The following is a 19,295-nucleotide window of genomic DNA, read 5'->3' as shown; positions in this document are numbered from 1 at the left end:
CAAAGTGGAATTACGTTCCGGCTGTGGCCGGAACGACTGTTCAACCGGCGGGGCGTCAGCGCTGAACCACCGGCGGCGTCATGGTCGACTGCGCGGCGCCCTGGCGGCCTGGCGCCGCCGCAGGTGCCGCAGGCCGGGCGGGCGGCTTTTTCGGCGCCGCCGGCCGCGGCGTAGTCGCGGTTGGATTGGTATCCGCCGGTGCTCCTGCCGACGTGGGCGGTGGCGCATCCTCTGATGGTTCGACGGTGTCGTTCTGAATCTGTTTTTCGAGCGCCCGCAACTTGGCGACGTTCTTCTGGTGCTGGTCGTAGGTCTCGGTAAAGGCGTGCCCGCCGGTCCCGTCAGCCACGAAGAACAGGTCGCGCGTGCGCGCCGGGTTGGCCGCCGCTTCGAGCGAGGCGCGGCCCGGATTGGCGATCGGTCCGGGCGGCAGGCCCTCGATCACATAGGTATTGTACGGCGAAGGCTGCGTGATCTCGGAGCGCTTGATCGGCCGGCCCAGCGTTCCCTTGCCGCCGACCAGGCCGTAGATGATGGTCGGATCAGACTGCAGCTTGATCCTCTGCCGCAGGCGATTGGTGAATACGGCAGCCACGCGGCTGCGCTCGTCGGCCCGGCCGGTTTCCTTCTCGATGATCGAGGCCAGCGTGATGAGCTGATCCGGCGACTTGACCAGAACATCCGGATTGCGGCGCTCCCAGATTTCCGCAAGCACCCGCTTCTGGCTCTGTTGCAAGCGGTGGATCACCTGCTCGCGCGTGGTGCCGCGCGGGAATTTGTAGGTTTCCGGCAGCAGCGTACCTTCGCGCGGCATTTCCCGCACGCTCCCAGCGAAGATGTCGTTGTCGGTGAGCCGCGCCACGATCTGTTCGGACGTCAGGCCTTCAGGGATAGTGACGGCGTGCTGCACCACCTTGCCCTCGACGATGGTGGCGATGACATCGCGCAGGCTGGCATTCTTCTGGAAGGAATATTCGCCCGGCTTGAGGTCGGAACTCGCCTTGAGCGCAAACACGCCGCCGATGAATACCCAGGGATTGACGTTGATCACGCCCTCACGCAGCAACGCATCGGCGATGTCGCGCTTGCCAGCGCGCGAGGGAATGTTGACGATCTTGTCTTCCCGCAGCGGCCCCGGCGTCTCCAGCATCTGTCTGCCGTAATAATACACCGTCCCCGCCCCGATCATCAGAATGATCAGGATGGTGATGATGGCATTGCCGACGACCACGAAAGGATTGCGGGCGCGCTCCGACCGCTTCGGCGGCGGCGGCACCTGCTCGGGCTCCAGCGCAGCGCGCGGGCTCCGTGGTGAAATGGGCGGCCTCTCACTCATCGATGCAACCTGAATCCTGTCGGTTCAATCGCGGCCCGGCAATCCTCTGCCCAGCCGATAGCATACGCCCATATGTAGAAGTCATCGCCGAATACGGCAAAACGGTGGAGTCGTTATAAACACTTGCTAGTCGGCCACGCGCTGAACGATCACGGAGGCATTGGTCCCCCCGAAACCGAAGGAATTCGACAGCGCGACGTTAATTTCGCGCTTGCGCGCCGTCTGCGGCACCAGATCGATCGCCGTTTCCACAGACGGATTTTCCAAATTGATGGTGGGTGGAGCAACGTTATCGCGAATCGCAAGGATACTGAAAATGGCCTCGATCGCGCCGGCAGCACCGAGCAGGTGCCCGGTCGACGATTTCGTCGACGACATCGACACCTTGGAGGCGGCGTTGCCGAGCAGCCGCTCCACCGCGCCGAGTTCGATCTCGTCGCCGATCTGCGTCGAGGTTCCGTGCGCGTTGATGTAGTCGATATCGGATACCGCGATGCCAGCGCGCTTGATCGCCGCGCTCATGCTGCGGAAACCGCCATCGCCATCCGGCGACGGCGAGGTGATGTGATAGGCGTCGCCCGACAGGCCGTAGCCCACCACTTCGGCATAGATTCGCGCACCGCGGTTTTTCGCGTGCTCATATTCCTCGAGCACGACGACGCCGGCGCCCTCGCCCATGACGAATCCATCGCGATCCTTGTCATAGGGCCGCGAAGCCCTTTGCGGCGTCTCGTTGAAGCCGGTCGAGAGCGCGCGCGCCGCGCAGAATCCAGCCATCGCCAGCCGGCAGATCGGCGATTCGGTCCCGCCCGCCACCATGACGTCGGCGTCGCCGAGCGCAATCAGGCGCGCTCCATCGCCGATCGCATGCGCGCCGGTCGAACACGCGGTCACCACGGAATGGTTGGGGCCCTTGAGGCCGTGCTCGATCGAGACATAGCCGGACGCGAGATTGATCAGACGCCCCGGGATGAAGAACGGCGACACCCTGCGCGGCCCGCGCTCCTTCAGAAGCAGCGCCGTGTCAGCGATGCCGGACAGACCACCGATACCCGAACCGATCAGAGTGCCGGTGGCGCATTTGTCTTCTTCGGTCGAGGGATGCCAGTCGGCGTCGTCGAGCGCCTGGCGCGCGGCAGCCATCGCAAAGATGATGAAATCGTCGACCTTGCGCTGTTCTTTCGGCTCCATCCACTGATCGGGATTGAACGTGCCATCACTGCCGTCGCCGCGCGGAATCACGCAAGCGATCCGGCTCGCAAGATCGGCGACTTCGAATGTATCGATCTTCCTGGCGCCGCTCTGGCCGTTGAGGATACGCGTCCACGTTGTGTCAACGCCGCAGCCGAGCGGCGTAACCATGCCCAGCCCCGTGACGACAACCCGCCTCATGTCAAAAACTCCAGCCCGAAACCAGCGGCCCAAAACAAGAAACCGGGGGACCGTTCGACAACGGCCCGTCCGGCTCTGTCTCTACCCGCCCGGGACGTCAGCTTTTCGCGTTCTTCTCAAGAAACTTCGTGGCGTCGCCGACGGTCAAAATCGTCTCGGCGGCGTCATCGGGGATTTCGCAACCGAACTCTTCTTCAAATGCCATCACAAGCTCGACGGTGTCGAGACTGTCGGCGCCGAGATCGTCGATGAAACTTGCGTTGTCGACAACCTTATCGGGTTCAACACCGAGGTGTTCGACCACAATCTTCTTAACCCGCTCGCCAATCTCACTCATCGTTCAACCTCGTGCTTGTTCCAATGGACCCGACCCCAAGACGCTTCAAATACGCTACGAGCTATCGTGGTCGTTAAACTTCCTTCGCTATCGCGCATAGTCTTGATTCGGCCCGGTGGTAGCCGACAAAGCCCCGGCGAACGGCAGGCGTCGCCACGCCAATATACAGGGTTTCAAAATCCTGCAATGGCCTTGTTTGCCCATCCGTCGGGGGTTCGGTTATCATACTTCCCAAGCCTTGACTACAAGCCTCAACCGCCCCGGGAAACGGCCTTTGGCCGCGTCGATCGGGGCAATAACTGGCTCAAAACATGGCCATTCCGCCGTTGACGTGAATCGTCTGGCCGGTGACGTAGGCCGCCTCGTTCGAGGCGAGATAGACGGCCGCCGCGGCGATGTCCTCCGGCGTCCCGAGCCGCGCCGCAGGAACCTTGGTCAGGATGGCCTCGCGCTGCTTGTCGTTGAGCGCGTCGGTCATCGGCGTCTTGATAAAGCCCGGCGCAATGCAATTGGCGGTCACGTTGCGCTTGGCGTATTCCGCACCCAGCGTCTTGATCAGGCCGATGATTCCGGCCTTCGACGCGGTGTAGTTGGCCTGGCCGGGGTTGCCAGTCACACCGACGATCGAGGTGATGGCAATGATCCGGCCGAAGCGCTTGCGCATCATCAGTTTTGTTGCGGCGCGGGCGAGACGGAAGGTCGCTGTCAGATTGACCTGGATGACGTCGTCCCAATCCTCGTCACGCAACTGTACGAAAAGGTTGTCACGCGTGATGCCGGCATTGGCGATCAGGATGTCGACCTGCCCCATCGCGGCTTCAGCCGCCGGCACCAGCGCCTCGACTTCCGCACTGTCGGAGAGATTGCACGGCAGCACGTGGACGCGATCGCCCAGCTTGCCGGCAAACGAATCCAGCACCTCGCGGCGCGTACCGGAAATAGCCACCGTCGCGCCCTGCGCATGCAACGCCTGCGCGATCGCCCCGCCAATGCCGCCGGTCGCGCCGGTCACCAGCGCCGTCCTGCCCGTCAAATCGAACATCAATGTCTCCTTCCGGGAGCTTTAGGCCGAAGCCGCCAATGCGTCCTTGGCCGTCGCAATATCGTTGGGTCCTCCGATCGACACGCCGACCGCGCCGTCGGCGATGCGCTTGACCAGCCCGCTCAGCACCTTGCCGGCGCCGATTTCGAAGAACCGCGTGACGCCATGACCTGCCATGTAAGCTACCGACTCGCGCCAGCGCACGGTGCCTGTGACCTGCTCGATCAGGCGGCGGCGAATCTCGTCGGGATCGGTGATCGGCGCAGCCAGCACGTTCGACACCAGCGGCGAGGCCGGCGTCTTGATCGTCACACCAGCCAGCGCCTCCGCCATGGCATCGGCCGCGGGCTGCATCAGCTTGCAATGGAACGGCGCGGACACTGGCAGCAGCATTGCACGCTTGGCGCCCTTGGCCTTGGCGATTTCGAGCGCGCGCTCGACGGCGGCCTTGTCGCCGGACACCACCACCTGCCCGCCGCCATTGTCGTTGGCGGCCTGGCAAACCTGCCCCTGCGCGGCTTCGCTGGCAACCGCCATCGCGGCCTCATAATCGAGCCCGAGCAATGCGGCCATGGCGCCAGCGCCGACCGGCACGGCCTTTTGCATCGCAAGGCCGCGGGTACGCAGCAGGCGCGCGGTATCGCTGATGCTGAGGCTGCCGGCTGCGGCCAGCGCGGAATATTCGCCGAGCGAATGGCCGGCGACGAAGGCCGCATCCCGCCCGACGGAAAAGCCCGCCTCGGTCTCCAGTACACGCAGCGTGGCGATCGAGACCGCCATCAGGGCCGGCTGGGCATTTTCGGTGAGCTGGAGGGTTTCGGCCGGGCCATCCCAGATGATGGCGGTCAGCTTCTCGCCGAGCGCCGAATCGACCTCGTCGAATATCGCCCGCGCGGCCGGAAAGGCCTCCGCCAAGGCCTTGCCCATGCCGACCGCCTGGGAACCCTGTCCCGGAAACGTAAATGCAGCCGTCATCGGCGCTCCCTCATTCGAATGGGGCCGTAAGACACTGACCAAGGCCGGGATGTCAAGCCGCGGTGCGGAATCGCCGCCGCCCCGGCTTGAACCTTGATCTGGGCACTAGAACCCGCCCGCCGCCTGATCGCCGCCTACATCAGCGCCGGCCCGCGCGCGGCGCCCGCTACTCACGAGTTTCCCCGGCCGGTCCTCGTGGTCCGGCCTGGCAGTCGCGAGCCGCAGCACGGCGGCGTAATTGGGCTGCACCTCCATCCGCTCCGCATACCGGCTTTCAGAGAGAATGCGGTGGACGCGCGGCAGGTTGTAGCAGGGCACGTAGAACAACAGATGATGCTCGAGGTGATAGTTTACGTAATACGGCGCGATAAACAGCCGCTCCAGGAAGTTCGCGTGCGTCGTTCTTGTATTGCGCAAGGGATCGCTCGAATCCGGGACCACCGCATGCTCGGCAATGTTGCGGATGCGGGTGATGACCATCTGCCAGGTGAGCAACGGCAAAAGCCATAACAGCGGATAGGCCCACCACACGCCGGCAGCCGCAAGGCCTGCAAACAGCACGGCGTTGACGGCACACTGCGGACCGAGCTTCTCCCAAAAATGCGCAGCGCGCTGCACGAGCGGCCATTCCTTAGGTCCAAGTGCATTTAGCAATTGCGCCTTGCGCTGCTGGTAGCCGGTCTGTCCGGTGATATCGCGTACGAACTTGCGGCGGTAGCTCATCCCCGTGATCGGAAACGGCGCGGACAACACCAGATCCGGATCGTCTTCCTGCTGCGTGCGCGCATGGTGCTGCAGGTGATAGCGGCGATAGGCGCGGGTCTCGGCGAAGATCGGATAGGCGCAGAACCACTGGCTCAGCGTCAGGTTGACCTTCTCGTCCGCCGACAGGCAACCATGCGCGCCGTCATGCATCAGGATCGCAAGCCCGAGCTGGCGCGAGCCGATGATGCCCACCGCCAGCAGAAGGGTCAGCGGGTTGGGCCACCAGGCGACCAGCGCGATCGATCCCAATATCAGCGCCCACGCATGCGCGATCAGGGCTATCCCCTTCCACGTTACGCGCTGGCGCACGGCGATCAGTTGGTCATCGCTCAGGAAGTCGCGAGCACGCATGCGTAGCGCGGTCATGATGATCTCTCCCCGTCGGGTGAATCCGAAGCGTCGCGGTCGCCGACCAGACGCAGTCGGGTACTGTCGTCTTCGGTCCTTGTCGTCGCCTGATCGCCCAGCACGCGCAGCATCTCGCCGCTCATTTCTTCAGCCGAACGGCCCATGGCATGGCCCTCGACCATCACGCCGATCGCAAGCGCCCAGAACCGGCGCGAGCTGGCGTCCGGATCACGCAAGGTTTTCCAGCGGTGTCGCTCAATCTGGCCGGCATAGGCGCGCATGCCCTCGCCGTGCAGCCGCTCGATGGTGCGCTCCACCAGCGGCGCGAGATCCGGGCGGCGGCGGGTGAGCGTGAGCGCTTCGGTAAAGAAGGCGACCGAATCCGCCGCCGTGACGGTCTCGACCAGGGCGCGGGTGTATTCCCGCGGCGTGTGGGCCTGCAACGCGGCCTGCTCGGCCGCGCGCGCCAAATACAGTACGTCGCGGCAGGCAGCTTCGACGAACAGCGCTTCCTTGGTGCGGAAGTAATAGGTGATCTGGCTCGGAAACGCGTCCGCAGCCGCTGCGATGTCCGAGATCGAGGTGCCGGCAAGACCCCGCTCCTTGAACAGCCGGCTGGCGACGTCGAGCAGGCGCGAGCGCATCTGGCGCCCGGCCGAACGCGTCGCACGGGCGGCGTGCTTGGGATCGCCGGCCGGCGTTTCGGGTGCTGTCTGGACGGACTTCGGAGCCATTTTTCGCCCTCTTATCCATTGTTTGTATGACGTACAAACAAATAAGTCAATTGACGCGTTGGCTCCCGCCCCTGCCTGTGGTGAGGTCAGGAACCCTTTCAAGCCCCCGCAAGAAGCCTTGCCAGCGCGCTGAAAATCCTTATAAACCGCGCCATCCGTGGATCCCGGCCGGGAGCTGAACGGACGGTCTCAGCAATCTCACCTTTTTGGCGATGTTGATGTGGCAGGGCCAGTCGGCCCGTCGTCCCGTGCTTCCGCCTTCTGAGCTTATCCCGAGTCCTTTCCGAAGGCCTCGAAGGGCTTGCCGCCGGGAACCGCGCCAACTCTAGGAAAGGACACCCATGCCTCTTTATGAGCATGTTTTTCTCGCGCGTCAGGATGCGAGCACGCAGCAGGTCGAAGAGCTGACCACCCAGATGACGGGCATCGTCGAAGGGCTCGGCGGCAAGATCACCAAGACCGAGAACTGGGGCGTGCGTTCGCTCACCTACCGCATGAACAAGAATCGCAAAGCGCACTTCGTGCTGATGAACATCGATGCGCCTTCCGCTGCGGTCACCGAGATCGAGCGCCAGGAGCGGATCTCTGAAGACGTCATCCGTTACCTTACCGTCCGCGTCGAAGAGCACGAGGAAGGTCCCTCGGCCATGATGCGCAAGGCCGATCGTGACCGTGAGCGCGACGATCGCGGCGGCGGCTTCCGCGGTGACCGCGAAGGCGGCTTCCGTGGCGATCGTGAAGGCGGTGGCTTCCGCGGCGACCGCGGCCCGCGCCGTCCGCGCGAAGACGCCGCTGTTGAAGCGACGGAAGAGGAGTAAGAATCATGGCTGAAGCTGGTGCACGCCGTCCGTTTTTCCGTCGCCGCAAGACCTGCCCGTTCACGGGTCCGAATGCGCCGAAGATCGACTACAAGGATTCCAAGCTGTTGATGCGTTACGTGTCGGAGCGCGGCAAGATCGTGCCGAGCCGCATCACGGCCGTCTCCGCCAAGAAGCAGCGTGAGCTCGCGCGCGCCATCAAGCGCTCGCGTTTCCTCGGCCTGCTGCCCTACGTTATTCGCTAAGACCTCTTCGACCGGCGGCGTCCGCGCCGCCGGTTGCAATTCTTCATAAGGCTTCCGGGTCGTCCGGTCGCCGATGGTTGGGGTCAAGACGACCTCTAACCGCTCGAAAGGAGCGGGACAGCTGATGATCGCGATTGTCCTCATTGGTCTTGCAGCCGGCTGCGCGTCGGCGCTGATGTTCGCCTCGATCATCTCGGGCGCGCTGATCTCATTGCTGCTGTTCTATCTGGCGCCGCTGCCGCTGATGGTGGCGGCCCTGGGATGGGGACCGATCGCAGCGACGGTCGGCGGCATTGTCGCCGCTTCCGGTCTTGGCGCGATCTTCGGCCTGCCCTATTGCATCGCCTTTGCCATCACCGTTGCGCTGCCCGCCTGGTGGCTCGGCCACCTCTCGCTGCTGGGACGGCCGCTGCCCGGTGCAGCCGCCGGAAATGGTTCGGCACCGGCCGCGCCGCAGCTCGAATGGTATCCGGTCGGCCGCATCCTGCTCTGGATCGCAGGCTTTGCCGCATTGGCCACGATTGCGGCCATGCTGACGCTTGGCACCGATGCCGAGACCATCACCAACTCGCTGCGCCGCGGGCTGTTGCGAATTCTGGGGGCGCGCGATTCGGCGTCGTCGGCCGATATCGAACGCTGGGTCGCAGCGCTTGCCATCGTCGCGCCGGCGGCCGCAACGATCGTCGCCATGATGACGTTGACGCTCAACCTCTGGCTCGCCGGCAAGATCACGGCGACGTCCGGCCGGCTGCACCGGCCATGGCCCGATCTGAAGAGCGCGGAATTGCCGCCGATGACGCTGGTGGCGCTGTCGGTCGCGCTGGCTTTTTGCTTTATCGGCGGGCTCGCCGCGATGTTCGCACAAATCGCGACGACCGCGCTGATGATGGCCTACGGCCTCACCGGCTTTGCCGTGCTGCACACGCTGACGCTGGCGCTCAAGAGCCGGGCCTTCTGGCTCTGCTGCATTTACGCGATTGTTGTCGCGTTTGGCTGGCCGGTGCTGGCGATGATCGCGCTCGGCCTTGCGGATGCGGTCTTTGGCATTCGCCAACGCTATTTGCGCGGCAAGCCGCCGCCCTTGCCGGCGTCCTGAAACTGCAACCATTCACTTCAACCGCATACCGAACACTCAAAGGAGAACGAAAATGGAAGTCATCTTGCTGGAACGCGTCGCCAAACTCGGTCAGATGGGCGAAGTCGTCCGCGTCAAGGACGGGTTTGCCCGCAACTTTCTGCTCAAGCGCGGCAAGGCGCTGCGCGCCACCGCCGACAACCGCGCCAAGTTCGACGGCATGAAGGCCGAGCTCGAGGCCAACAACCTCAAGGCCAAGGGCGAAGCGACCAAGGTCGCGGAGAAGATCAACGGCCGCAACGTGATCGTGCTGCGCCAAGCTTCCGAAACCGGTCAGCTGTTCGGCTCGGTAAGCGTGCGCGACATCATCGCTTCCTTCGAGGCCGACGGCGTCATCATCAGCCGCAGCCAGGTTCTGCTGGATGCGCCGATCAAGACCATCGGCAAGCACGAGATCGCCATCGCCGTGCATCCGGAAGTCGAAGTCAGCGTCAGCGTCACCGTGGCGCGCAGCGCCGACGAAGCCGAGCGCATCAACCGCGGCGAGGACATCTCGACCCGTCAGGAAGACCAGGACGCCGCCGCCGAGGCGCTCGCCGCAGCCGGCGAGTTCTTCGATCCGGAAGCCCAGCACGACGACGAGGCGCCGGCGCCCGCTGCGACCGAGAAGTAACGCGTCCTATCGCGCTGTGATGAGTTTCAAGCCCGGCCCCTCAGGCCGGGCTTGGGATTCTGGCAGCCGCTTCTCGTCGAGCATGGCAATCGACGCTAGCGCAGTCGCAGTGTGCTTCTCGACACCGTCGGTCACGCAGAACACGTCGGCCGCAACCACGGCGACCTGACGTCCGGGCTTGATCACGCGCGCCCGGCAGATCAGGCGCTCGCCTGCAGCCGGCGACAGCAGGTTCAATTTGTATTCCGCCGTCAGCGCCGACTGCCCCCGCGATGTCGCGGCCGCAATGGTGGTGGCATTGTCGACCAGGAAGGCGGTGACGCCGCCGTGGAACAGGCCGTGCTGCTGTAACAGTTCCGGCCGGCGGTCGACCGCAAGCGTGCACGTGCCGCGCGTCAGCTCGGACAGCTCCGCCCCGATATGGGTCATGAAGCCTTGGCGCCCGACATTGTCGCGGATACGGGTCGCGATCGGCGCGAAGTCGGGATCGTTATTCGCATTATACGGTTTCTCCCGGTTGGTGGATCGCATCGGGCGCGACCACCGCGCGAATGGCACAGGCGATCAGGATGTCGGCCTGCGCTCTTGGATCGGCGCGATCGCGGCCCGACAGCCATGCGCGGCAAAAAATTTGCGCCGGTCCGATAATCTGGCTGAAGAACAGTGACGACGTCATCGGCAGCAATTCGCCGCGCTCAACCAACGGCACGCGCCATCGCTCGACGGCTTCAGCAAGGCGCGAATTCTGTGCGCGCTGCGCGCCCCGGATCTCCTCGGTCCATTCACTGCGGGAGATTTCGAACAGATAGCGCGCCTCGCGCCTGGATTTGACGACCCATTCGAGATGCGCCCGGATCAGCCGCGCCACGCCTTCCCGCGCGCTGCAGGATTCATCGACCGCCGCGATGACGGCGGCGTGGTAACGGGCGAGAATTTCCAGGAACAGCGTGCCGGCCAGCTCCTTCTTCGATCCGAAGAAATGGAAGAAGCTGCCATTGGACGCCTGCGCGCGGGTTCTGATGGCGGCCACGGTGGCTCCCTCGAAACCGTCGCGGTCGAATACCGCCAATCCCGCCGCCAGCAGATCCTCGCGTGCAGTGGTCATCCGCGTCCGTCTTTCGAGACCGTTGGATTATTACTCTAGAGCTATGCTCTAGAACTGGTCAAGCGACATCACAGCATCGACGGGCATCCGGCAATCTGAAAATTCTAGCGCGAGATGGGCGGAACGGGCGGGCCGGCGGGTGTTGCCGGCGGCGGTGCGGGCGTCGTAGCCGTTACCGGTGGAGACGCGGCTGCGGGAGAATCTGGGGCCGGCTCAGGCGCGGTCGCTGCGGAAGCTGGCGGCGCCGCGGTGACCGGCGACACCGGATCAGACCGGAGCGGGTTAGGCTCGCTGCCGACGTTCTCCTTGGGAGCATCGACCTTGGCGGTCTCGGGTCCGCCCTCGCGTGCCGGCTTTTCTGTTTCGCCTACGGGCTTCGTTGCCTCGCTGGCCGGCTTGTCGCCCTCGCCCTTGATCGCGTCGGTCTTGATCGCATCGGTCTTGGCGGGATCGGTCGCGGCAGTTTCAGCCTTGGCGGCATCCCGCGACGCATCTTCTTCCTTCGCGGCATCGCCAGGGGCTGCCTGCTCGGTTTTCGGCGGTTCTTCGGCGGCGGGCTTGCCACGTCTGCCCTGCTTCTGCCTGACGCCCGATTTGCTGTCGGTCGCGGCCTGCACCGGGGCCTGTCCATCTGCAGGCTTGGCGGCATCGGGCGCCGCTTGCGGACGTGCGAACCGCTTCGCGTCTCGGCCCGGACGCGCGCCCTCGCCTTGCGGTGGTGCTCCGTCGGCGTCCGGCCGGGAAGCGTCCCGCGCAGGTGCAGCCGGTGGCTGCCGGCGACCGAGCCGGTCGGGCTGATCCGGCCTGCCGTCCTGCTTGGCGTCCTTCTTCTTCGGCTGATCCTTGCTCTGATACCGCGGGTCGGCAGCCCCGTTGGATATCAGATAGGAAGAAAGCAACGAGGCCATGTCGGTGCCGGTCGTATAGTGCTGGCGCAGAAACCCCGGCAACGACGAAGTCGACGTGTTCTTCAACAGGCCGCGCGGGCTCTTGTGGCAGGCGCTGCAGGTGTTCGAGAATATCTGGGAGGGACTCTTGCCGGCGTCGAGATTTTCCACCGCCCACACCACGCCTGCTGTGAGGCAGCCGATCAGGAGCGTCACCGTCGCTATACTGAGCGCTCGGCTCAACATTCCCTAACTTCTCCAGACGTCGAATCGCTGCGGCGTCGCACAACGTAGCCAGCGGCGGGGTCACCTTTTAGCCCATTATGACGCGAATGGAAGCGCGCTCAGTACGCATCTGCGTGAGTGTGACATTTGTGAACATCCGCTTTGACTCCAACACACTAGCGCCACGGCATCATCGTACTTATGATTTTATTGATCCATCCTTGGAACCAGCGGTTCCGGGGTGCGTCAGTAGGTGTAACAGTCGCTCGCTCCATTGGTGCTTCGATGGACCGGTTGTTGCGTTATTTCCTCGGTCAGTTCATTCGCCGCGGCACAATGATATTTACAGCCGCGAGCGGGACCAGGTTTACCTGCGGCGACGGAACCGGCCCCCCGGTGTCGGCCCGGTTCCTGACCGAACGGACTCAGCGCCGGATCCTGCTCAATCCCGAACTGGCGCTCGGCGAAGCCTATATGGACGGCACATTCGTGGTCGAGGATGGCTCGATCGCGGACGCGCTGGAGATCCTGCTCGGCCAGCCCGAAATGGTCCCACGTTGGGCCAAGCTGCAATGGTGGCTGCGCTATTTCAGCCGGCACGCCAGGCAATTCAATTGGCGCGGCCGGGCGAGAAACAACGTCGCCCATCACTACGACCTCGACGGGCGGCTCTATTCCCTCTTCCTCGACGCCGACAAGCAATATAGCTGCGCCTATTTCGAAACGCCTGATACGACGCTCGACGATGCGCAACTCGCCAAGAAGCGCCACCTTGCCGCCAAGCTCCTGATCGGGCGCGGCAACCGCGTGCTCGACATAGGCTCGGGCTGGGGCGGCCTTGGCCTCTATCTGGCCGAAATGACCGGCGCCGATGTCACCGGCATCACGTTGTCATCGGAGCAATTGCTGTCCTCGAATGCCCGCGCCGCCGAAAAGAACCTGACGGGGTCGGCAAGATTCCTGCCGAGCGATTACCGCGATATTGCCGGCCCGTTCGACCGCATCGTGTCGGTCGGCATGTTCGAACATGTCGGCATCGACTTCTATGAAACCTATTTCCGGCGCTGTGCCGAACTTCTCAGCGACGACGGCGTCATGGTGCTGCACTCGATCTGCCGATCTACCGGGCCCGATGTGACGAGCCCATGGATCACGAAATACATCTTCCCGGGCGGCTATATCCCCGCCCTTTCCGAGGTCATTCCCGCGATCGAGAAGGCGGGCCTGCTGGTCAGCGACATCGAAATCCTGCGGCTGCATTATGCCGAAACGCTGAAGGCCTGGCGCGACCGCTTCCTGGCGCGGCGCGAAGAGGCGGTGCGCCTCTATGACGAGCGTTTTGCCCGCATGTGGGAATTTTACCTGGCGGCGTCGGAAATGTCGTTCCGGAAGCAAAACCTGATGAATTTCCAGATCCAGCTCACCAAGCGCCAGAGGGTCGTGCCGATGACGCGGGATTACATTACCCGGGAAGAAGCGAGGCTGCGCGGAATGGAACTCGGCAGGCCGCCGCGGCTACAGTTGGCGGGCGAATAGGCCGCTCCAATCATAGTGGCGTCAATTCCGCAGGCTGTACGCCGAGGCATAAGGCGTAAGAGCCAACGCCGGACGCGCGAGTTGGGCTCGGAACGCAGCAAGCAACTGATCATCACAGGGGACGGCGCGCAATTCCGGGCGCGAAATCTCTTCCATCGTGTCGATCAGCATCGACAGCCACGCGCGCTGCCCGCTTGCCGATCGCCATCCCTGGATTTGCTGACCCATCGCCTGTCCTTCCGGTCCGTCACAACTGGCAACTCGAAAATCGCCGGCCCGTTCCCGATTTCGTAACCAATCCATTCTGCGACGAAGAAAATCACACCCGATGTGATCTACTTCACAGAAGCGCCCGGCGGCTCGTCGTACATCTCCGCCATGAGCCGACAGACCTACCCAGCCCCATTCGATTCCGACATCAGGATCGACTACGCCTTGATCGTAGCCGGCGTGGGCGCCGCTCTGCTCGCGTTCCTCTACCTGATCCTGGTTTGATCAACGCTTAAGACGCGGGTCGAAACGTCTCCCCGCGTTCGGATATGTCCGTCCAAGTCGCGGTAAGGTTCAGGTCCTCCTAAGATTTTGCCTGGCATTTTTGCGGAAAGCGCACCCGCACCGGCTGGTTGTGACCGAAAGCCCGTCAAGCTTCACGGCGCGCGCGCGCCGGATTCATCCACATTTTTGAAGAACGGTGCATAGCGGCCAGCTTTTGCTTCCGCTTTGTCCAGGACAGGCGCTTTATCGCCGGCCCTTGCGGAAATCCTAGCAACGCCAAAAAACAAGAGCATAACCTGACGCCATGGCTACTGATTCGAACGTCCTCAAGCTTGCTCCCGACGCTGGAACTCCGGTCTACCGGAGCGCACCGCACAATATCGAGGCGGAGCAGAGCCTGCTGGGCGCCATCCTGGTCAACAACGACGCGTTCTACCGGGTTTCCGACTTTCTGGAGCCGAAGCACTTCTTCGAGCCGATCCACCAGACCATTTTCGAGACCGCCGGCAGCCTGATCCGGATGGGCAAGGTCGCTACCCCCGTCACGTTGAAGACCTTCCTGCCCGCCGATACTGATATCGGCGGCATGACGGTGGGCCAGTACCTCGCGCGCCTCGCGGCCGAGGCGACCACGATCATCAACGCGCAGGACTACGGCCGCACGGTTTACGACATGTCGCTGCGCCGCGACCTGATCCGGATCGGCGAGGACATGGTCAATGTGGCCTTCGACGCGCCGGTGGATTTTACCCCGCGCACCCAGATCGAGGATGCCGAGCGCCAGCTTTACGAACTTGCCGAGTCCGGCCGTTACGACGGCGGCTTCCAGCGCTTCTCGCAGGCGCTGACCACTGCGGTCGACATGGCGGCCAAGGCCTTCCAGCGCGACGGCAGCCTGTCGGGCATTGCCACGGGCTTGCGCGATCTCGACACCAAGATGGGCGGGCTGCAGGCGTCCGACTTGATCATCGTCGCCGGCCGCCCCGGCATGGGCAAGACGGCGCTTGCCACCAACATCGCCTACAACATCGCCAAGGCGCATCGTGCCGAGGTGCAGGTCGACGGCACGATGAAATCCGTCAATGGCGGCATCGTCGGCTTCTTCTCCTGCGAAATGTCCGCCGAACAGCTCGCCACACGTATTCTTGCCGAGCAAACCAGCATCGCGTCGAGCATGATCCGCCGCGGCGGCATCAGCGAGGCCGATTTCGAGAAGATCCGCGACTATTCGATCGAGCTGCAGTCGCTACCGCTCTACGTCGACGAAACCGGCGGCCTGTCGATCTCACAGCTGACTGCGCGCGCCCGCCGGCTGAAGCGGCAAAAGGGCCTCGACATGATCGTGATCGACTACATCCAGCTTCTGCAGGGCTCGGGCAAGAAGTCTGACAACCGCGTGCAGGAAGTGACCGAGATCACCACCAGCCTCAAGGCGCTCGCCAAGGAACTCAACGTTCCGATCATCGCCTTGTCGCAGCTCTCGCGTCAGGTCGAAAACCGCGACGACAAGCGGCCGCAACTGGCCGACCTGCGTGAATCCGGTTCGATCGAACAGGACGCCGACGTCGTGATCTTCGTGTACCGCGAGGAGTATTACCTCGCCAACAAGGAGCCGCGTATCGGCACGCCCGAATACGAAAAATGGCAGCTCGACATGTCGCTGGTGCACGGCAAGGCCGAAATCATTATCGGCAAGCAGCGCCACGGCCCCACCGGTACCGTGGAAGTGCAGTTCGAGGGCCAGTTCACGCGCTTCAGCGATCTCGCGCAGGATGGCCACTTGCCCGACCGCGGCTATTGAGGCGAACGGCGGTTGAACCGCCGCGTTCCGCCACGTAAAATGGGGCATGAACATTGCCCCAGATCCCAAATCCATTCCGCAAGGCACCCTGCTCTCGCCGGAGGCGAACCAGGCGGCTGCGCTTGTGACGGCCACCGGCGTGCTGACGGTCGATCTCGACGCCATCGTCGCCAACTGGCGCAAGCTCGAGAAGACGGCGGTGCCAGCCGAATGCGCCGGTGTCGTCAAGGCGGACGGCTATGGCTGCGGCGCCGAACAGGTCGCGCGGGCGCTTGCTGCCGCCGGCTGCAAGACGTTTTTCGTCGCCACGCTCGATGAAGCGCGCGTTGTGCGTGCGGCCGTGCCAGGAGCGGCGCTCTACGTGCTCGGCGGCTTCTTCCAGAACACCGGCGAGGCCTACGCCAGGATCGACTGCAAGCCCGTGATCGGCGACCTCAACGAACTCGCCGAATGGGACGTGTTCTGCCGCCGCTCGGGTTGGTCGGGCGGTGCGGCCATTCACATCGATACCGGCATGAACCGGCTCGGCCTGACGGTCACCGAGGCGCAAGGCATCATCCCGCGGATCAACGCCGGCGATCACGGCATTACGCTCGTGATGAGCCACCTCGCCTCCGCGGAACTGCTCAACAATCCCGCCAACGCCCGGCAACTCTCGGCCTTTCGCGAGATCGCAAGCGTGTTCTCCGGCGTACCGGCGTCGCTTGCGAATTCGTCCGGCGTTTTCTTAGGGTCTCAATTCCAATTCGACCTGGTGCGGCCGGGCTGCGCGCTTTACGGTATCAATCCGACGCCGGAAGCCGACAATCCGATGCAGCCGGTCGTCGAACTGAAGGCGCGCATCGTTCAGATACGCAACGTCGAGCGCGGCGACACCGTCGGCTATGGCGGCACCTGGACGGCGCGACGTCCGACCAGATTAGCGATCGTTTCCGCCGGCTATGCCGACGGCTATTTCCGTGCTGCCAGCGCCAATGACGGCACCCGTGGCGCCGAGGTGGTGGTCGCCGGCAGACGCTGCCCGATCGCGGGGCGGATTTCGATGGACCTGACGGCCGTCGACGTCACCGATCTCGACAAGAATGCCGTGCGGCGCGGCCATATGGTGACGCTGATCGGCGAAGGCATCACGGTCGACGAACTCGCCCACCATTTCGGCACCATCGGCTACGAGGTGCTGACCAGCCTCGGCAAGCGCTACACGCGGATTTACAAGGGCGGCAATGCCATTGCAGAGCCCCCTGCTCCGCCTCCAGCGGAGCCGGCTGCCGCTTCTACCTAGTTCTTAGTTTCCAGGTTCGTTCGCGCCGCCTCATGTCGAGGTTGTGTATTACTGTGTCTTCCGGCTGGCCAACACTTTCTTGCAGGTGTCGCTGAGTTGGTGCTGCTGCTTGTTCAGACATGCGACGACACGGCCGCCGCCGGGCGGCGTGCCGGCGCAATATTTGTCATAGTCCGCCTTGCAGGCGCCGCGCTGGTCGGCGGTTTGAGCAACCGCGGATCCGGAGCATCCGATGGCGAGTGCGAGAACGGCGAAGCGTAGTTTCGACATGGAATCTCCAAGTGTCAGCGAAGTGTCAGGCGAAGTATCGTGATGCCGGCTAGTTCTACATGAAGATCGCGACCTTCAACATTAACAATGTCAACCGCCGCCTGCCGAACCTGTTGCGCTGGCTGCGCGCGGCTAAACCCGACGTCGTCTGTCTGCAGGAACTGAAATCAACCGATGCTGAGTTCCCGATTCTGGCGATCAACAAGATGGGCTACGGCGCGGTGTGGCGCGGCCAGAAGACCTGGAACGGCGTGGCCATCCTGGCGCGCAACGCCGAGCCGGTATTGACCCGAACCGCGCTGCCCGGCGATCGCAATGATGACGAGGCGCGCTACATCGAGGCCGCCGTCAACGGCATCATCGTCACCAGCATCTATCTGCCAAACGGCAACCCGCAGCCCGGACCGAAATTCGATTACAAGCTCGACTGGTTCAAACGGCTGCGGTCACATGCCGGCAAACTACTCAAGCAAGACATTCAGGTGGTGCTGGCCGGCGACTACAATGTCGCGCCGACCGCATCAGATATCTATCCGACGAAATCCTGGGACAAGGACGCGCTGATCCAGCCGAAGAGCCGCGCCGCCTTCAAGGCGCTGGTGGACCAGGGCTGGACGGACGCGATCCAGACGCTGCATCCGGAAAAACCGATGTTCACGTTCTGGGACTACAAGCGCAACCGCTGGCCGCGCGACGCCGGATTGCGGCTCGATCATCTGCTGCTGAGCCCGGCGATTGCTCCACGCCTGCTCAGGGCCGGCGTCGATCGCAAGATGCGCAGCGAGGAAGGCGCCAGCGATCACGCGCCGGCGTGGATCGTGCTGCGCTAGAATACACTCCGGAAGCGTTGTGAAGCACGCGGTCAGCGATCGTGCACGCAAAAAAATAAATGACCCCGGAAGCAGTTTGCTTCGCACTGCGAAGCCGGGATTGTTATGCTTCAGGCAAGCTTAGAAACGAAGGCGGAGGACACGCGTGGGAATCCCGAGGACGGTTGCGGCAATTGCCTCGCTTTTTTGCTCGCTCGCGAGTTTTGCTGCATCCGCAGATGACGACTACCCGTCACGTCCAATCACACTGACGCATGGATTTGGCGCCGGCGGCAACGCCGATGCGATCTCCCGCATCGTGGGCGATGGCCTTTCCCGGCGACTTGGAAAACCCGTCATCGTGGAAGCCCGTCCGGGCGCCGGCGGCAACCTCGCATCCGACCGCGCCGCAAAAGCTGCACCCGACGGCTACACGCTGATCATGCTGACGGGTGGGCACGCGGTTTCGGCGGCCATGTACAAGGCGCTGCCGTTCGACCCGGTCGAGGATTTCCAGATGGTTTCGACAGTGGTGCTCTTTCCCTTCGTCGTCGCCGTCAAATCGAGCCACCGGTTTCAGACGCTTGCGGATTTGATTGCTGAGGCGAAAGCGAAACCGGACACGCTGACCTATAGCTCGGTGGGCGTCGGATCAACGCAACATCTGGTTGGCGAATTGCTGTCGTCGATGGCCGGCATCAGGATGATCCACGTGCCCTACAAAGGCGGCGGCGGCCCCATCAACGACCTGCTCGGCGGCCAGATCGATATTCTGATCGACACGCTGACCATTACTGCTCCGCAGCTTGCGGCCGGTGCGATAAGAGGCCTCGGCGTGACCAGCGAAAAACCGTGGTTTTCAATCCCTGGCGTGCCACCGGTCGCCGCAACCGTCCCGGGTTACGAGGTCCGATCCTGGCTCGGCATCGCGACCAGCAAGAGCGTTCCTCAACCCGTCGTCGACAAGCTCAATCGCGAATTGCGTGCTGTGCTCGAGATGCCTGACATCAAGGACAAGCTCCGGGCCATGGGGAACGACGTCCGCACCGGTTCGCCGGATGACATGCGAAGCATGATCTCGTCCGAGATTTCGCGCTGGAGGCGTGTGATCGACGCCGCGGGGATTCCAAGGCAATGACCGGAAG

22 protein-coding genes are annotated in these 19,295 nt (G+C 63.5%); 10 read left to right on the top strand and 12 right to left on the bottom strand.

The window, feature by feature from the left end:
* Nucleotides 1-55: 55 nt before the first annotated feature.
* The 7 genes from mltG to IVB22_RS03070 all read right to left on the bottom strand — a co-directional run bounded on the left by mltG (nucleotide 56) and on the right by IVB22_RS03070 (nucleotide 6,929).
* Nucleotides 56-1,336: an endolytic transglycosylase MltG gene (gene mltG / locus IVB22_RS03100; protein ID WP_247515833.1), complete on the bottom strand. Its 1,281-nt coding sequence runs from the start codon at nucleotides 1,334-1,336 to the stop codon at nucleotides 56-58.
* 126 nt (nucleotides 1,337-1,462) lie between these two features.
* Nucleotides 1,463-2,728, bottom strand: coding sequence for a beta-ketoacyl-ACP synthase II (gene fabF, locus IVB22_RS03095; RefSeq protein ID WP_247515832.1), 1,266 nt, complete (start codon nucleotides 2,726-2,728; stop codon nucleotides 1,463-1,465).
* A gap of 97 nt (nucleotides 2,729-2,825) precedes the next feature.
* The gene (locus tag IVB22_RS03090; protein WP_008969609.1) at nucleotides 2,826-3,065 is read right to left on the bottom strand and encodes an acyl carrier protein; all 240 of its coding nucleotides are present in this window, start codon (nucleotides 3,063-3,065) and stop codon (nucleotides 2,826-2,828) included.
* A gap of 304 nt (nucleotides 3,066-3,369) precedes the next feature.
* A complete protein-coding gene (gene fabG / locus IVB22_RS03085) occupies nucleotides 3,370-4,107 on the bottom strand; it encodes a 3-oxoacyl-[acyl-carrier-protein] reductase (RefSeq protein ID WP_247515831.1) in 738 nt (245 codons plus the stop codon).
* Nucleotides 4,108-4,128: 21 nt separating this feature from the next.
* Nucleotides 4,129-5,082, bottom strand: coding sequence for an ACP S-malonyltransferase (gene fabD, locus IVB22_RS03080; RefSeq protein WP_247515830.1), 954 nt, complete (start codon nucleotides 5,080-5,082; stop codon nucleotides 4,129-4,131).
* 105 nt (nucleotides 5,083-5,187) lie between these two features.
* A complete protein-coding gene (locus tag IVB22_RS03075) occupies nucleotides 5,188-6,213 on the bottom strand; it encodes a fatty acid desaturase family protein (protein WP_247515829.1) in 1,026 nt (341 codons plus the stop codon).
* Nucleotides 6,210-6,929 (bottom strand): TetR/AcrR family transcriptional regulator C-terminal domain-containing protein, encoded by a 720-nt coding sequence (locus IVB22_RS03070; protein ID WP_247515828.1) that lies wholly within the window; start codon nucleotides 6,927-6,929, stop codon nucleotides 6,210-6,212. Before IVB22_RS03070 ends, IVB22_RS03075 begins: the two co-directional genes overlap by 4 nt.
* A gap of 341 nt (nucleotides 6,930-7,270) precedes the next feature.
* Here IVB22_RS03070 and rpsF point away from each other — a divergent pair, with 341 nt between their 5' ends.
* The 4 genes from rpsF (at nucleotide 7,271) to rplI (ending at nucleotide 9,740) form a co-directional block, all read left to right on the top strand.
* Nucleotides 7,271-7,747, top strand: a complete 477-nt coding sequence (gene rpsF / locus IVB22_RS03065) for a 30S ribosomal protein S6 (protein WP_247515827.1) — start codon at nucleotides 7,271-7,273, stop codon at nucleotides 7,745-7,747.
* A 5-nt stretch (nucleotides 7,748-7,752) separates the two neighbouring features.
* On the top strand, nucleotides 7,753-7,992 hold the full coding sequence (gene rpsR / locus IVB22_RS03060) for a 30S ribosomal protein S18 (protein ID WP_002711478.1): 240 nt from the start codon (nucleotides 7,753-7,755) through the stop codon (nucleotides 7,990-7,992).
* A gap of 124 nt (nucleotides 7,993-8,116) precedes the next feature.
* Complete coding sequence (locus tag IVB22_RS03055; protein ID WP_247515826.1) at nucleotides 8,117-9,088, top strand: hypothetical protein; 972 nt, start codon at nucleotides 8,117-8,119, stop codon at nucleotides 9,086-9,088.
* Between the two features lie 52 nt (nucleotides 9,089-9,140).
* Nucleotides 9,141-9,740: a 50S ribosomal protein L9 gene (rplI, locus tag IVB22_RS03050; protein ID WP_247515825.1), complete on the top strand. Its 600-nt coding sequence runs from the start codon at nucleotides 9,141-9,143 to the stop codon at nucleotides 9,738-9,740.
* A gap of 6 nt (nucleotides 9,741-9,746) precedes the next feature.
* Here the strand turns inward: rplI and IVB22_RS03045 are convergent, their stop codons facing one another.
* The 3 genes from IVB22_RS03045 to IVB22_RS03035 form a co-directional block, all read right to left on the bottom strand.
* Entirely contained in the window at nucleotides 9,747-10,271 is a 525-nt protein-coding gene (locus IVB22_RS03045; protein ID WP_247515824.1) for a PaaI family thioesterase, read from the bottom strand.
* Complete coding sequence (locus IVB22_RS03040; protein ID WP_247515823.1) at nucleotides 10,240-10,845, bottom strand: TetR/AcrR family transcriptional regulator; 606 nt, start codon at nucleotides 10,843-10,845, stop codon at nucleotides 10,240-10,242. The genes IVB22_RS03045 and IVB22_RS03040 overlap by 32 nt, the downstream gene beginning before the upstream one ends.
* 104 nt (nucleotides 10,846-10,949) lie before the next feature.
* Complete coding sequence (locus IVB22_RS03035; RefSeq protein WP_247515822.1) at nucleotides 10,950-11,978, bottom strand: hypothetical protein; 1,029 nt, start codon at nucleotides 11,976-11,978, stop codon at nucleotides 10,950-10,952.
* A gap of 264 nt (nucleotides 11,979-12,242) precedes the next feature.
* Between IVB22_RS03035 and IVB22_RS03030 the strand changes: the two genes are divergently transcribed.
* On the top strand, nucleotides 12,243-13,493 hold the full coding sequence (locus IVB22_RS03030; RefSeq protein WP_247515821.1) for a cyclopropane-fatty-acyl-phospholipid synthase family protein: 1,251 nt from the start codon (nucleotides 12,243-12,245) through the stop codon (nucleotides 13,491-13,493).
* Between the two features lie 21 nt (nucleotides 13,494-13,514).
* On the opposite strand, the gene IVB22_RS03025 is transcribed toward IVB22_RS03030, so the two are convergent.
* Nucleotides 13,515-13,664 (bottom strand): hypothetical protein, encoded by a 150-nt coding sequence (locus tag IVB22_RS03025; RefSeq protein WP_247515820.1) that lies wholly within the window; start codon nucleotides 13,662-13,664, stop codon nucleotides 13,515-13,517.
* Nucleotides 13,665-13,823: 159 nt separating this feature from the next.
* Between IVB22_RS03025 and IVB22_RS03020 the strand changes: the two genes are divergently transcribed.
* The 3 genes from IVB22_RS03020 to alr all read left to right on the top strand — a co-directional run bounded on the left by IVB22_RS03020 (nucleotide 13,824) and on the right by alr (nucleotide 17,071).
* Nucleotides 13,824-13,988, top strand: a complete 165-nt coding sequence (locus IVB22_RS03020; RefSeq protein WP_247515819.1) for a hypothetical protein — start codon at nucleotides 13,824-13,826, stop codon at nucleotides 13,986-13,988.
* Between the two features lie 304 nt (nucleotides 13,989-14,292).
* The gene (locus tag IVB22_RS03015; protein WP_247515818.1) at nucleotides 14,293-15,789 is read left to right on the top strand and encodes a replicative DNA helicase; all 1,497 of its coding nucleotides are present in this window, start codon (nucleotides 14,293-14,295) and stop codon (nucleotides 15,787-15,789) included.
* Between the two features lie 46 nt (nucleotides 15,790-15,835).
* Nucleotides 15,836-17,071: an alanine racemase gene (alr, locus tag IVB22_RS03010; RefSeq protein WP_249804885.1), complete on the top strand. Its 1,236-nt coding sequence runs from the start codon at nucleotides 15,836-15,838 to the stop codon at nucleotides 17,069-17,071.
* Nucleotides 17,072-17,119: 48 nt separating this feature from the next.
* On the opposite strand, the gene IVB22_RS03005 is transcribed toward alr, so the two are convergent.
* Nucleotides 17,120-17,341, bottom strand: coding sequence for a cysteine rich repeat-containing protein (locus tag IVB22_RS03005; protein WP_247515817.1), 222 nt, complete (start codon nucleotides 17,339-17,341; stop codon nucleotides 17,120-17,122).
* Between the two features lie 59 nt (nucleotides 17,342-17,400).
* On the opposite strand from IVB22_RS03005, the gene IVB22_RS03000 reads away from it, so the two are divergent.
* Both IVB22_RS03000 and IVB22_RS02995 read left to right on the top strand, forming a co-directional pair.
* Entirely contained in the window at nucleotides 17,401-18,171 is a 771-nt protein-coding gene (locus IVB22_RS03000; protein WP_247515816.1) for an exodeoxyribonuclease III, read from the top strand.
* Between the two features lie 145 nt (nucleotides 18,172-18,316).
* Nucleotides 18,317-19,288 carry a tripartite tricarboxylate transporter substrate binding protein gene (locus IVB22_RS02995; RefSeq protein ID WP_247515815.1) on the top strand — a complete coding sequence of 324 codons (972 nt, stop codon included), beginning with the start codon at nucleotides 18,317-18,319 and terminating at the stop codon, nucleotides 19,286-19,288.
* Nucleotides 19,289-19,295: the final 7 nt, after the last annotated feature.

This window comes from Bradyrhizobium sp. 190 (assembly GCF_023073415.1).
Lineage (GTDB): Bacteria > Pseudomonadota > Alphaproteobacteria > Rhizobiales > Xanthobacteraceae > Bradyrhizobium.
Note: the sequence above shows the minus strand (reverse complement) of the source record. Positions and strands in the feature narration are given on the sequence as shown.